Annotated in this window: 13 protein-coding genes; 3 read left to right on the plus strand and 10 right to left on the minus strand. The window is 32.7% G+C overall.

What is annotated here, in order from left to right; genetic code table 11:
- Position 1: 1 nt before the first annotated feature.
- The 3 genes from ABC357_RS15980 to ABC357_RS15990 all read right to left on the minus strand — a co-directional run bounded on the left by ABC357_RS15980 (position 2) and on the right by ABC357_RS15990 (position 4129).
- Positions 2-1060: a DNA sulfur modification protein DndB gene (locus ABC357_RS15980; RefSeq protein WP_412888460.1), complete on the minus strand. Its 1059-nt coding sequence runs from the start codon at positions 1058-1060 to the stop codon at positions 2-4.
- A gap of 369 nt (positions 1061-1429) precedes the next feature.
- The gene (locus ABC357_RS15985; protein WP_412888461.1) at positions 1430-2236 is read right to left on the minus strand and encodes a GIY-YIG nuclease family protein; all 807 of its coding nucleotides are present in this window, start codon (positions 2234-2236) and stop codon (positions 1430-1432) included.
- A 483-nt stretch (positions 2237-2719) separates the two neighbouring features.
- Positions 2720-4129: a SpoVR family protein gene (locus tag ABC357_RS15990; RefSeq protein ID WP_412888462.1), complete on the minus strand. Its 1410-nt coding sequence runs from the start codon at positions 4127-4129 to the stop codon at positions 2720-2722.
- Positions 4130-4347: 218 nt separating this feature from the next.
- Here ABC357_RS15990 and ABC357_RS15995 point away from each other — a divergent pair, with 218 nt between their 5' ends.
- Together ABC357_RS15995 and ABC357_RS16000 are read left to right on the plus strand one after the other, a co-directional pair.
- On the plus strand, positions 4348-4677 hold the full coding sequence (locus ABC357_RS15995; RefSeq protein WP_412888463.1) for a helix-turn-helix domain-containing protein: 330 nt from the start codon (positions 4348-4350) through the stop codon (positions 4675-4677).
- A gap of 126 nt (positions 4678-4803) precedes the next feature.
- Entirely contained in the window at positions 4804-5172 is a 369-nt protein-coding gene (locus ABC357_RS16000) for a hypothetical protein (RefSeq protein ID WP_412888464.1), read from the plus strand.
- Positions 5173-5211: 39 nt separating this feature from the next.
- On the opposite strand, the gene ABC357_RS16005 is transcribed toward ABC357_RS16000, so the two are convergent.
- The 7 genes from ABC357_RS16005 to ABC357_RS16035 all read right to left on the minus strand — a co-directional run bounded on the left by ABC357_RS16005 (position 5212) and on the right by ABC357_RS16035 (position 13176).
- Entirely contained in the window at positions 5212-6372 is a 1161-nt protein-coding gene (locus ABC357_RS16005) for a hypothetical protein (protein WP_412888465.1), read from the minus strand.
- 1019 nt (positions 6373-7391) lie between these two features.
- Entirely contained in the window at positions 7392-9005 is a 1614-nt protein-coding gene (locus ABC357_RS16010) for a recombinase family protein (protein ID WP_412888466.1), read from the minus strand.
- A complete protein-coding gene (locus ABC357_RS16015; protein WP_412888467.1) occupies positions 8998-10503 on the minus strand; it encodes a recombinase family protein in 1506 nt (501 codons plus the stop codon). The genes ABC357_RS16010 and ABC357_RS16015 overlap by 8 nt, the downstream gene beginning before the upstream one ends.
- Positions 10500-10661 (minus strand): hypothetical protein, encoded by a 162-nt coding sequence (locus tag ABC357_RS16020; RefSeq protein WP_412888468.1) that lies wholly within the window; start codon positions 10659-10661, stop codon positions 10500-10502. Before ABC357_RS16020 ends, ABC357_RS16015 begins: the two co-directional genes overlap by 4 nt.
- 249 nt (positions 10662-10910) lie before the next feature.
- A complete protein-coding gene (gene istB / locus ABC357_RS16025; protein WP_412885551.1) occupies positions 10911-11669 on the minus strand; it encodes an IS21-like element helper ATPase IstB in 759 nt (252 codons plus the stop codon).
- Positions 11669-12952, minus strand: a complete 1284-nt coding sequence (gene istA, locus ABC357_RS16030) for an IS21 family transposase (protein WP_412885845.1) — start codon at positions 12950-12952, stop codon at positions 11669-11671. The genes istB and istA overlap by 1 nt, the downstream gene beginning before the upstream one ends.
- 74 nt (positions 12953-13026) lie before the next feature.
- On the minus strand, positions 13027-13176 hold the full coding sequence (locus ABC357_RS16035) for a hypothetical protein (RefSeq protein WP_412888469.1): 150 nt from the start codon (positions 13174-13176) through the stop codon (positions 13027-13029).
- A gap of 115 nt (positions 13177-13291) precedes the next feature.
- On the opposite strand from ABC357_RS16035, the gene ABC357_RS16040 reads away from it, so the two are divergent.
- A complete protein-coding gene (locus tag ABC357_RS16040) occupies positions 13292-14755 on the plus strand; it encodes a recombinase family protein (RefSeq protein WP_412888470.1) in 1464 nt (487 codons plus the stop codon).
- Positions 14756-14805 lie beyond the last annotated feature (50 nt).

A 14805-nucleotide genomic window follows, 5' to 3' on the forward strand; every position in this document is an offset into this window, starting at 1 on the left:
TTTATGAATCGTATTTAGTAATTAAAAATTCTGCAAAATCCCTTACAGTTCTACCCGTGGATCCAAAATTATATTTTTTAGTTTTCTTATTGTACTTTGCTGATAGCTTTTTAAATTCATCATTTTTATGACTCCAATCAACTTTTGAAACTACATTATTAAATAAATTATCCATTACTACATTCGGATTTTTTCTTTTTACTTCATAAATAAACTTTGCAATAGCTACTAAGATATTGGAACTCATAATAATATACTTATCCCTATTATTTGCATCAATTGGAGTATATTTTCTTAGTAAAGTGATATATTCCATAGTTCTTTCTTTGTATAACTCAAAATTATCTTTGTTTATGTCTGCTTTAACCTTCCGACTGTAAATACCTTCATTTATTGTTTTAGCTACTGAATATAATGTCGATGCTGTCATCAATTTAGTTCTTGTAGTTTTTGCTCTACATTCGATTAAATCTTGAGGTAAAATCTCTATTACTTCTCGTACTAACTCTCCATATAAGTCATCTGTCTTGTACATAATTAATAACGTATTATTAACTTGTGATGATTTAGTATTAATATCCGTAAACAATTGTTGTTCTTGTTCTATGCTTAAATTTGCATAAACTTGTATGGTCATAGGGAAATTTAATAGTTTTTCATATACTTCATCATCTACATCACTGACTTCCATTCTTTTTTTTAAGTACTCAAAGGCTTTAATTCTGTGCTGTCCATCTAATATTACTAATCTTTCATCCATATTTAATGTGAATTCTGATTTTACTTCATCAAATTTCCCTTTATCTCTCGCCGAAAAAATCAAAGGTGAAAAGTAAATATCATTACCATCTAAACCATACTGTATATATTGTCCTATACTCGCAACTTTATTTTCGTCTAAATCCCTTTGTACTCTTCTATCTATTTCCAAAAATTTCAATATATCATTAACTGTACACTGAATAGTAATTACTTTCTGATTAAATTGTTCTCTTCTTGTTCCACTAAGCGTTATATGATTTTTTTTGGTCCCTCTTGTAATATTCGATAAATCAATCACTCTTTTCCCCCGCTTTCGTATTTTTATCAATTATATTTAAAATACATTTAATTTTCAATTAACTAACTCTTTATAAATGCTCATTCATCAAATTTCCTCGTGTTAAAATATATATTATTGTTTAACTTTATAACCAAATTATTTTACTCTCCACGTTGGTAAATCTATTTTTCTTTCATCCTTTGATAAATTGACTTTTATACTTATATTCCAAGATAGAGGTATTTGCAAGAAAAATCCAGTGGCTTCTCACTGGATTTTTCTTGCAAATACCTCTTATAGATTCCCTTATTATCATCTGCGTAAAGAATTCGTATAATATATACTCTAACTTTTTATGTTAAATAATTAGGTTTTTAACAACATATTTTAATTATTATTCAACTGTATACTATTATAAGGACCATAATTTACTGTACCAAGTGTCTTTTTCCACATTGATTCTTTTTGTATAATTTCTGAAGGTGATCCATCAACAAACTCAATGATGGAAAAAAGGATAGAGTTATACCCATTTTCTAAAACAAATAAGTTAAGATGCTGAGCATCTCCTAGAGAATTCAAATGAGCCATCCATCTTCCAATTATTCCATTTGATCCATATGCACTTCCTATGTACCTACTTTCTCCATCTTTTGACCGTTGGATGTAAACTCCATTTCCACTTAAAATTTCTTTTAATTTATTTTCTTCTGTATTATCTTCCCAAATTGCTATTATCTCTCTCCAAGTAAATGTTTGTCCCATTACTTCTTCCTGTGCAGTATCAACATCTGGAAGTTCTAGCCCCTCAAACTTTGAAGTTCTGGCAAGTTTACTGCTAGCCTTACATTCTTTTATTATTTCATCAGACAATAAAATATCAGCAATTCTCTTTGCCAACATCACATAATTATCTGTCCTATAATCAATCGTTGCATTCTTATTTTGAATAACTTCTGGAAAAGACACTAACATATTTTTAAGATTTTTATTAATACTTGGAGAATGATATACTCTAAAAAAAACATTACTATCTTTTCCCCATAGCTCAAATGCTCTTATCTTGTATAAGTTTGTCTTAACACGGTAAGCTACCCATGGTGTAGATTGAGTTGTATTATCATCTTTAACTTTAAGTTCAAATAAACTAGTAAGTCCACTTGTTATAAGGATTGGTTCTAGTACATTAAACATATCCTTCCTCCTATTTAAACAGTTAATAGCCCTTTCATCGGGTTTCTTTTAACACAACAAAAATGAACAAATAAATTCAATCTACTTGTTCATTTTCATTAAACCAATTTGCATAAATTCACTTTTAAAATAGTTTCACTCTATATTTTTCAGAAATCCCTGCTTGAATTTGCATTTTATTACAAGCTTCTGCGTTCATTTTATAATACTCTTGTTTGGTGAATTTTTCATAAAAGAACTGTTCATAAGCTTCATCAATTCGGCAAAGTAGTCCAACACTTCTATATTTTTTCTCTCCATATATTCAACTAAACCTGCTAAATTGTAATCCACACTTCCTTGTCTATAATAAAGTTCTCCCTCTATTGTTAGACGAGGCTCATATATATGAGGAACATTTTTTACAGTATATTTTCACCATATCTAATAAGACTTCTTTTTCCATTATCGTATCTCCTAGTCGTATTTTGAGAATTACAATTGCTACAAATACTTCTTGTAAATGCCCTTACTATCATACGTATAAAGAATCGGCTTCTCTTCAACTTTCGTCTCTAAATGAACACCACGACCCCAAAGCTGATAAATATATGGCATTACCTTCTCCAAATATTTAACATCTAACTCAATGCCTTCATACCAATGCTTCAAGTACAGCTCACCATTACGTAAATAATCTCCATCATTAACAGTGATATACGGAAATCCACCATTCACGCGCATATTAACGAGTTGATCACGAACACCCTTCCACTCTTTATCAACGATTTTATAATCCTTCCCCTGCTTCTGGAACAAATACATATCCTCTCTCATCACAAGGTCCTTCGTTAAATAATTACGTAAGAAGGAAATATCAGATTCAATTTCACGTACTTCAAACATTTGTTGACGACCAGAGTTTGACTTTACACCTCTACGAATCATTTCTTCCGTAGGATCGTTATAACGCTCTTCAATATCTTCAAAGATTTTCAAGCCTAAGTAGTAAGGATTAATACTAGTTCGTGATGGCTGCACAACACCCGCATTCAACTTCGCAAACTCCAAAGACTCACCCGATGTTAAGTCCATTTCGCGTAGAATCCTTTGGTGCCAATAACTCGCCCATCCCTCATTCATTATTTTCGTTTCTAGCTGGGGCCAGAAATAGAGCATTTCCTCGCGAATCATGGTTAAGATATCTCGCTGCCAGTCTTCGAGTTCACGACTGTATTGTTGAATGAACAAGAGAATATCTTTTTGAGGTTGGGGAGGGAACTTTTTATATTTTTTCTTTTCTGGTGCTTTCTTTTCTTCTAGCTTCTCAAGTCCCCATAAATCATCATAAGGAGAAGCGATAGGTTTGATTTCTTCTTCCTCTTCTTCCATTTCAAGAGTTGTAGCTGGATGAAGTAGGGCTGGATCAATATGTTCTTCGATTGATAACACAGCATCAAGAAAAATCTCTACTTCTTTTTTACCATGTTCTATTTCATACTGATGAATTCGATCAGCCGTTGCAGCCATACTTTCGACCATGTCACGCTTGGTGTTCTGAAAACGAATATTATTTTTAAAAAAATCACAATGGGCTAATACATGGGCTACAATCAATTTGTTTTGTATCAATGAATTCGAATCTAATAAGAAGGCATAACATGGGTTTGAATTAATGACTAACTCGTAAATCTTACTGAGCCCAAAATCATATTGAAGCTTCATTTTATGGAATTGCTTTCCGAAACTCCAATGAGAATAACGTGTTGGCATTCCATATGCCCCAATGGTATAGATAATCTCACTTGGGCAAATTTCGTATCGCATTGGATAAAAATCTAAACCAAATCCACGAGCAATTTCCGTTATTTCATCAATTGATCTTTCAAGAGCTTTCTGGTCATCTATTTTCATGGCTTTCTCCTCCTTTTTTACGCTCTTATCACATCTTATGAGACAGGTTACAAAAAATGACGTTCTATTAGTAAAGGAGATAAGTGTTCTTTTAGATAAAGGAATATTTAAACATTTAACAGGAGAACAACCCCATCATTACGAATTAATAAGATATCTGACAAGCACGATTCACATATATTCTTAAGATACTAATTTTACTAGTGGAGGGAATATAGATGCTGCAACACTTCGGACAACAAATACGCGATCTACGAAAACGTAGAGGAATTGGGTTAAATGAATTTGCCAAAGAGCTTCAAGTTTCATCAGGCTATTTAAGTAATTTAGAGACAGGAAAATCAGAAACCATAAAGTTCAATGTTTTAGAAAAAATCCAGGATGAATTACAGGTTTTACCACTTGAAACGTCTTCCTCCTATTCAGTTAGATTACAAAGAATTGAACAACAGATTGCTGAATTAGAAAAAGAAGATCCACTCTATACAGAGTTCTTAATTCAAAACCTAGAGCACAGTATAGAGTGGTATAAAAACCAGAAAAAATAATATTGTACAACTAGTATATGTAAGTTTGTACCATTTATTCATTTTAGTGAAACGTTATTTATTAAAATGAATAAATGGTTTTATTTTTGTCTACACTGTTCCTACAAACTAACATGGAGGGACATTATGAAACGCTTATCACTAAACGATTTATTAAAAAAACTGGATACTGATTCTCCTTTATCCATCAAAGCAAAGCTGCTTCGATATAAACAAGAAGGATTACTCTTTTTCCAAGGATCAATCTGCAATAAAGAGTGGGACAAGCCTTTTGAACTTTATTATGCGGAAACTGCTGGCAAGATTCGTTATCGAAATGCTTTTCCTATCACCACTTCTGATTATTGGAAAATAATCACACATCAAAATCCTATACAACTAATGGCTGATTACTATCACGAGTATTTCAATACTAATAAAATATCAAAGAGATGGAGTGGTCCTATATACATGTATCGAGGAAGACAATATATTTGGTTATATGTCAAAGTTTAATAAGAAATGTTAATTGACAGTTTACAGTGTGTATTCCGATTAGTCTTCAACTAATTCCTCGCCCATTTCAAATCGAACGTCCGTTGGCAATGTTTCTTTTCCAGAGGGTTGCTGTGTATCCTTAGAAGATTGATCCATTTGAGGTTGCTCTCCCTCTTGACTTAACACAGAAATGCCATCAATTCCTTCCTTGATACTTTCTTTTTCTTCCATAGATTGTTGTGGCTCTCTAGAAGATTGATTTGTTTGAGAATTCCCTTCTATATTTACTATGGAAGCATCACCTGTATCTGTTGGTTTCACATCTGAAGTTTGAGTAGAAATAATTGGTTGTGTGCTGGGATTTGAAGTCTTACTAAAGGAAGATTTAAACGTTGTAATAAGTTGTGGGACGGTTCTTTTCAATAAATATTTGAATTGTTGATTTTTCTCTTTCGTTTCTGGACAATTAAACTTATTTGATTCTTTATGATAAATATTTGATTTTAATTTCCCATTTTCTTCAAAATAAACATGATAAATTTTTTCTCTAATATTCATAGGATTGTCCATTTCATTTAACGCTTCAATTTCCAAACTCTTAAGCATTTCCTCGAATTCAAGAATACTCATTTGATCATACTTACCATTATTTTTTCTTTTATCATTCCTTTTCCTACCATCCTCACCTTCTACATTTCCTCTTTTCAATGGAAACTGTGACGATAGGGCAACCGCTATTTTATCAACAGCAGTAGCATCCAGTGGTAGTCCTTTTTGAGAGATGCTTTTAATAAAATCTTTAATATCACATATAGCCTCTTTTAAGTCATCAACAGATGAATTATCAGTAGTCACAGTTTGAACATTTTCCTTCTCACTAACAATCTTCAATGATGGCAATAAGTTTTTGAGAAGTTCGGTGACTTTTCCTTGATGTAATTCAGATTTAAACTTTAAATATTCTTCAGCACTACTATTAACGGATAAATTATTTAGATATTGATCATATACATGCATAACCTCAACTATCCCTGGCTTCTCATTATCTATAAAATCATATAAATCGACTTCTTTAATCCGCCAACCATCTTTTCTTGTATCTCTTTCTCCGATCAACCTTCCATTACGAATAAACCGTGATACCATCTGGATTTCTTCTGTTATATAATGTTTTCTCAAGATTTTTAATGCCTCGTGAGCATTCAAGATTCTATCCATTAAAGCCACCAGCCTTTGTATTATTAGATTGTACAAGCTGCTATAAAAACAAGCTCTTTCTTCTTACCAAAATATCTTTATAAGATTAATATTGCTTATCATAAATTAGTTATATATTTTTACTTGATTATCCTTATGCGTGCATTATTACTTAGATAATATAGAAGCCACTGATTCTGGTATCTTTACAGCAGTAATAATACATTTTCTTTATTACTCCTTTATTTTTATCCCTAAAATGAGACAAGCTCCTTTATCTTTTCAATAGTATCATTACATGAGTAATATTCTTCTCTTCATATTATCTATATATTTTTACTTGTTTATCTTTATGCAAGCAATATTACTAAGATAATATAAAAGCCACTGATTCTGATATCTTTACAACAGTAATAATACGTTTTCTTTATTACTCCTTTATTTTTATCCCTAAAATGGGACAAGCTCTTTTACCTTTACACTAGTATCATTACATGAGTAATATTCTTCTCTTCATATTATCTATATATTTTTACATGATTATCTTTATGCAAGTATTATTACTAAGGTAATATAAAAGCCACTGATTCTAGTATCTTTACAGCAGTAATAATACGTTTTCTTTATTACTAAACTATTTTTCTCCCGATAATGTTACTCCTTTATTGTTAAAGTAATAAAGAACCGAGTAATTTTGTTGTCAAAAAAACAAGAACCGAGAATTAATTTATCATGATTTGTAAACACCTATATAAAATTGTCGAAAAACGTATAAACCCTTACTGCTTGTACATCCCTACTATATGCACCTCGGTAAAAGAAAATCAAGGGATCCCTTGATTCTCTTTTACCGAGAATTGGGACAACCCTCTTCTAAATACCGATAAAACAATAAAAAGAAAAATTAAATTAAGAAAACAAACAAAGAAAACAATCATTTTATTAACCTACTCAAAGAAAATTCATTCGATATAAATACACTAGCCTAAGAGAGAAATAGAAAACCACAAATAAAAAAGCAGACCTTAAAAGATCTGCCTTTACTTTACATAACTTTTCACATGTAAATAATTAGGTGGTAATCCATGAACTTTTAACGAGATGGTTCTTGTTGCTGCTAACGAGCACTCTTTAACAGTGAAAAGTACCAGGCTACGTAGAACTGGATGAGTTAACCTTGCCCAATTATGTGAGAGAAAAAAGCTCTTTAACATGTCTTTTAATATCTGATTATCTTCCTCAACTTCTTTTAGTTTTTTTAGGTCATCAGATAAGCGTTTTATCTCAGTTCGATAAGCTTTAATCTTATTAAGGCTATCTGACTTTGAGATATAGTAAGCTAGTGCTTCAAAGTTCTCCGACTCTTGAATAAATAATTCACTTGAATTTACTTCTTGCTCAAACCCCTTCAATAATGACAAGTTATTCTCTTCCATCTCCTGCTTAATCTTTAAACGTTTGAGCTCTCCTTGTTTTAGAGCCATTTCCTTACCCAATTTCTCCGTTACTTCTTGCATGATTAAATCATCTGGGTGCTTCAATCCATATAAAAGCTCAAAAAACTGAAAATGAAGTTCGTCAGCCAATATTTTCTCTCTACAATTTGGGCAAATATAATAACAGTAACCATAACATTTACCTTTACTTTTATTAACATTTGTACGCTGATCTTTACCTATTAAAAAAGTGGTATTATCACAGTAACAGGTAATCAAACCATTAAAGTAAAAAGACGTATTCATATGTCTAGGTGGTTTATCTTTTAATTGCTGATGCTTTTGCCAACAATACCACCATTCCTCTATCGAAATAATCGGGTCTATATCTAACGGAAAAGGATAGGAAATCCATTCATTTACTGGACGAAAAGAACGTTTTTTCCCTTCATAAATATATCGATTATAAAAGAGATATCCAGTATATATAGGGTTTAAAATAATACTTCTGACTTTTGTAGATGTCCATTTACCTTCAGTATCTTTTTTCTTTAAATGATTAGCTATCGAAGTAGTAGTTTCACCTTTTCTGTACAAATAAAAGATATCTCGAATGTTTTCAAATTCTCCATCTTTTGCTTTAAAAGCAATTACTTTTTCTTTTCTACCTTCTGATAATCTCCTTGATAGTAAATCATATCCATAAGGGGGATGACCTCCTATATAAAGCTCTTGAGCAACCAGACTATTTAAGGTTGCCTTAGTACGTGTAGATATGTTGTCAGATTCCATCTTTGTTAAAGCATCTTCCACTATATTACGAATGATGTCCTCTTTATCATATAACTCATTTTGCGAAGCAATAATAACAGGGATACCCAACTGATCGAATAATGACCTTAATTCAAAATGTTCTTCCGTTTGGCGGGATAAACGGTCTCTGTCAGATACAATGATTGCGTCGATTTCCTTACTTTCCACAGACGTTAATAATTCCATTAATTTTTGACGTTTTTTATACGGCTTTGAATAAGCTGACGTTTCTTCTGTGTACATCTCTTTCATTACTTCTTTGTTATACTTGTTTAATAACGCTTCAACCGCTCCAACTTGTTGACTCTCTGTGTTTTGTTCTTTTGTCGATACTCTTCCATAAAATGCAATATTATTAGCATTCTTAATGACTTCTTCTACTGTTCTCCGCTTCTTTTCACTCATTCAGTACTCCTTCCTTCATCGTATAAATTCTTATCTGTACATCTTTTTTTTTATAATGAACACTTTTTACTAAAGACAATAAGTTTTCTTTTTGAAAAATACTTAAGTCTCCTTCTAATAAAAAAGATAGTACTTCATCTTTTGACAGCTCATTAATAAACTCTTGCAAATAAAAATACTTCCTTTGCATATCATCCAATGTCTGCAAAAGAGTTTTATAGTTTCCCATTAAGTACGATAAACGTATTCTACTCTCATCCGTTTTGTTGATGATACGTAATTGTAATTGTTCTTTCATTACTTCTTTTTTTGCTATTAATGCTTTTTCAACATTCTTAATATGCTTCGCAATAGGGGTAAGTGTTTTAATTTCGAGCTGTTCCTTTACCTTATTCCAGTCTTCATTAGCCTTTTTATATAGATGTTTCAATAGTTTTGTGAATACTACATCATGAACTGTTTTCATTCTAGGGCTATTTTTACACTCTTTCTGGGGACATCGATACATCTTTTCTTTCGTTTCTAATAGGCTGTTACAATAACCACAATAAATTTTATTTCTAAAGAGGGGAAAAACCACATCTGTGGATTCATCATCTAAGTCTTCAATTCCCATGTCCATCTTCTCTTGGGAGGATAATGGAAGGTTAGGAATTCCTTTCAAAATCTCATTTACTCGATTCCATTTCCAAATATCATCCTGCTCAAACATAGATAAATATGAGCAATCGTATTCCGCCTCTATGGGTTTACCATTCAAAAACTGAACCATCTTCCCCTTATAAAGAGGTTGCTTTAAAATTTTCCAAATCACCACATTTTGCAAATCCTGCAACTCCGAGTCCCTTCTCAATTCATTACATATTGCAGCTGGGCTATGATTCAATATCCAATCTGGACTCAATGCCAAAAAATCATTGAACAATAACAAAATGATTCTTTGTTTCTTAGAATCAATTTCAAGATTTTTAGTATCTGATTTGTCTTCAGGTTTAAATCGTATATAACCAAATGGAGGCGTACCTGCTACCCATTTCCCCTGTTTAGCAAGAGGTATCATTGAGTTTTGGATTCTTCTTACAATGTTCTCTGCTTCATAATGAGAAACTCCAGCTAAAATGGATTCGATGAACTCACCTGCTACTCCCTCAAAAAGAGGTGCTTCATTTTCAGCAGTAAAATGAATTTCTACTTTATATTCTTTAATCTCACGAAGAATTGTAAGATATTGTTCTACATTTCTAGCTAACCGATCACGCTTAAAAACCAGGATTCGACCAATACGCCCTAATTTAATATCCTGCAATAACCGTTGTAATTCAGGACGTTCCTGTAATGTTGTTTTCCTAGCAGAACGATTCCCTTCGTTATAAATATCATCAATAACCCATCCATTCTGTTGAGCATATTCCAAACAGGTAACCTTTTGAGTATTTATTGAATGAGGTTGTTTACCTTTATCCAATGATTGACGCATATAAATAACATTCTTCTTCACGAATTCCATGTTCCTCCTTTTTCAATCTGTTCTTTAATTTGATAAAAAAGAATATCCGCAACAACTTTTGACCAGTCTTTTTCAAAACCTGGCTGATAACTAATTTCTAAATTACTTATTCTTAATTGATCATCAGTGTCTTTTCGTTTCCTTCCCATGTTGTAATCCTCCATTCACCATTTCATAATCCTATTATTACCAACTGAATAAATATTATTCATTTTGGTGAACATATCATTTATAAAAATGAATTTTATTCTTCATTTTTAACAACAGTTACAGAAGGTTCCCATTTACACTCAACCTCTATTCCAGGAGTAGCTGTTTTCAAGTAATGCATAATCACTTCTTGGGTGTAAATGTCAACATAAATATGTACACTTTCGCTTGGATAAGGATGTACAGAATTACTCGTTCTCTTTTGCTAAATGATCCTTTAATCGGTATGAATCACCTATCATAGGCACAACTGTCGCATGATGTAAAATGCGGTCTAATATGGCATTGGCCAGTTTAGGTTCCTGAAATATTTCATCCCACGCTTTGAAATTCACATTGGTTGTTAAGATGGTACTTCTTTTTTCATATCTTCGATCAATCAGCTGGAAAAACAACTTAGCGTCTTCGTGATCAATCGGTAAATAACCGATTTCATCGATGATTAACAGTCTGTATTTGCTGTAATGCTTCAAACGGCTCTCTAACCGATTTTCTAATCGAGCTTTCCTCAAATTTTGAATCAAGTCATGGCACTTAATAAAATAGGTACTCGTCCGTTTCTTTGCTGCCGCAATCCCTATTGCTGTGGCCAAATGGGTTTTACCGACACCACTTGGTCCTAAAAACACAATATTTTCATTCTCCTCGATAAAACGCAATGTAAGGAAGTCTAGAATCTGCTGTTGGTTAATCGATGTTTGAAAGGTAAAATCGAAATCTTTCACCTCCTTAAAATGAGGGAAAGCTGCGACCTTCACCATCGATTGCGTCATGTTTTTCTCCCGTATGTCTATTTCATACGCAGTCAACTTGATTAATGTGTCGATAAATGACATCTGATGCTTTACGCTGAAGTCTACGATTTCATTTAAATGTAAGCTCATTTGCTTTAACTTTAGATAGTCAAGATTCCATAATAATTGTTGATAGTTTGTAGTTGGATTCATTATTTATACACTTCTCCAATCGTTGCTAAATTCCGTTTTGCTAAATCGTCGATTTCAGGATAATGAGGGGTGGAAACAAGTAAGCTTGCCTTATAATGTTCCTCTTGATAATTAAGTTTAGCGTTACTAATTGGATGTTGGGCGATCAGTTTCATGTTATAATAAATCCACAAGTAGTCATCATACACCTGTAAGCCTACTTTTTTTCCTTGATATTCTGGTGGTACAGAGTATTGATTCGATTTGTAGGAAATCATGTTTGATGCATTGACTTTTACATGTGTATGTTTGATGCGATAGGAATCTCTTACTTTGTCAGTTGGTAGCTGGAGTAAGTGGTTCCTTTCTTTTTTGAATTCCATAATCGGTATTTTCCCCGTTCCTTGATGGATCTGGTGATTCATTCTATTCCCTAAATCCTGTATGAATAGATGAAGTTCCTCCATTGTCAGTTGACCTTGGTACGCATGAATTTCATCAAGGAGTTTCATTGTGGATTCAATTTTCCCCTTGGTTCTCGGTCGTCCTGCAATACATGGTTTGACTTTAAAATCAAAGTCCCTCGCAAACTGATCAAATTTCGCATTCACTTTCCCAGGTTGATAATCAGTCCTCGCTTCATCCATTACCGTTTTCATATTATCCGTAAGGATTTCAGCTGGAACTCCGCCAATTGCTTCAAAAGTATCTGTTAAAAAAGAAAGTAAGGTACTCTGTGACTTAGAAAGACTTAATTGAAATGTTCGGAATCTGGAATTTGATAAAATGAAAGCCGCCACATTGACTTCTATCTTTTCTCCCTCTTTGGTTTCGAATAAAATGTTTTCCTTCCAATCTAATTGGGCCTGCTTACCTGGTGGCGTTTCAAATCGGACTGTCCCTTTGGGTGAAGAAATACGTTTATCCTCTTCAAAGTAGGCATTAAATTCAGGTGTACGAGCTATATACGCACGGAAGGTTGAAGCTCCACATTCCAATCCATGATTGTCTTTTAGGTACTGCCAAAGCATACGACGGTAATAAAATACCTGTTTTGAATCTTCTGATAACAATGCGGCTATTATTTCATAATAAGGATCAATCTTTGAGGGCTTTTCCCTTTTTCTTTTTGGGATAAAGCCATTTAGATATTTATCAATTGTCCGCCGATCCACACCCAATTCCTTTGCTAGCTTACTTTTATTGATTTTCATTTTCATATGCTCCATAATCTGTTTGAATTTCGGTAAGTCTGAAAGACTTTTAATCTCAAAATCGATATCAATATTCATTGTTATGTACATACTAATCCCCCCAAGATTAGTATGTAGATTCATATCAAATTTGTACATATTTATTCGAGCAATACTGTACATATTTAAATTAGCATTTCTACTTGGGACACTTTTCTTTTCCATCGAATTAAAGATTCGAGTAATTCTTCATAATCTTGTACAGGTAAATCTTTAATTGATTGCACTTCGTTACCTTTATAAGAAAACTTAAATAAGCCTTGATCACTATTCATGGACAATCCCCCTTTTTACACTGTATGAGCAAAAGAGATTGGGACAACCCTTGAAATTCATATTCAGATTCAGTCATTCATACATTTAAAGTAGGAATGGGACGGAGGTAACAAAATGCTTGGATCATCAAATGATTTTGATTACCGAGATATAGCCATTTATTGTCGTGTTTCTACGGATGAACAAGCACGGGAAGGCCTCTCACTCGATGAACAACAACATCGTATGAGGGCCTATTGTGAAGCAATGGATTGGAAACACCACATTCAATATTTTATTGATGATGGATATTCAGCTAAGGATATTGAACGCCCTCATTTATCAGAATTACTAGAGGAAATCAAAAAAAATAACATATCTAAAGTCATTGTTACAAAGCTAGATCGCTTGAGTAGAAATCTCTACAACTTACTAGAACTAATCAAAATTTTCAAAGAACATAATGTGTCCTTCATCTCAATAAGTGAAAGCTTTGATACTAATACTCCCTCAGGACGTCTTACACTTCAAGTATTAGGAGCAGTATCTGAGTTTGAGCGAGAACGAATCCGTGAACGTGTTATAGACAATATGTTTCATGCAGCTAATAAAGGACAATGGTTAACTTCTGCTCCCTATGGGTATGACTTAAAGGATAAACAGCTTCATATTAACCCAATAACATCTAAAGTTGTGAAACGCATATATACAATGTATTTAGAAGAAAATAAAGGCTTTTTAGCCATTGCGAAGATATTAAATGAAGAAGGCATTCCTTCATCAACAGGCAAGGAATGGTGGAATAGAACAATAAAATTGATATTAATGAATCCAGCTTATAAAGGGACAACCATATGGAATAGAAGAGAAGGCAACAATAAAAAACGTCCTGAAAAGGATATGGAGGATTGGATTATTCAAGAAAATACACATGAAGCTATTATTGATTCATCAATGTGGAATACAGTTCAAAAGAAAATAGAACAAAGAACACTCCCTTCTCGTGCACAATCAAGTCCTCATCTGCTAAGTGGATTATTAAAATGTCCAAAATGTGGTTCGGGAATGAGTGTCAGTACTTCTGGTTCCAGAACAAACCCATATAAAGCTTATCGTTGTTCAGCTTATAAAAATAAAGGTAGCTGTAATGGAAAGCAATATCGAGTTGAGGAAATGCATACTTTATTCAAGGAAGGTTTAAAGGATTTATTGGATCATTTACCAATGGAGGAGTTGGCTATTAGAGCTGTTAGTATAACTTCTCATAATCAGGCTTCTAATCGACAGAAGATTCATAATGCTAAGAAGAGATATGAAAGGAAAGTAGAGGCTTATACGGTTGGGCTTATTTCAATAGATAATTTGAAGAAAGAGAAAGAACAATTAGATGCTATTACTAAATCTTTAGATATCAAAAATACACATATTAATGATATTAACAAAATTGAAAAAGAAATTAAAAATCTACTTAGTTCATTGCTAATTGCTCTAGATACATTACCTCCTGAAAAGATAAAAGCTTATCTATCGAGTATATTCGAAAAGATAAGCTTAACAGAAAGAAAAAAGATTATTTTTTTCTTCAAAGATGTGTTCTAATAACATAAAGGCTTATCAAACTATAACCACAGTTTGTAAGCCCTTATAAG

This window comes from Bacillus kalamii (assembly GCF_047238185.1).
In the GTDB taxonomy this organism is placed as follows: domain Bacteria; phylum Bacillota; class Bacilli; order Bacillales; family DSM-1321; genus Bacillus_AD.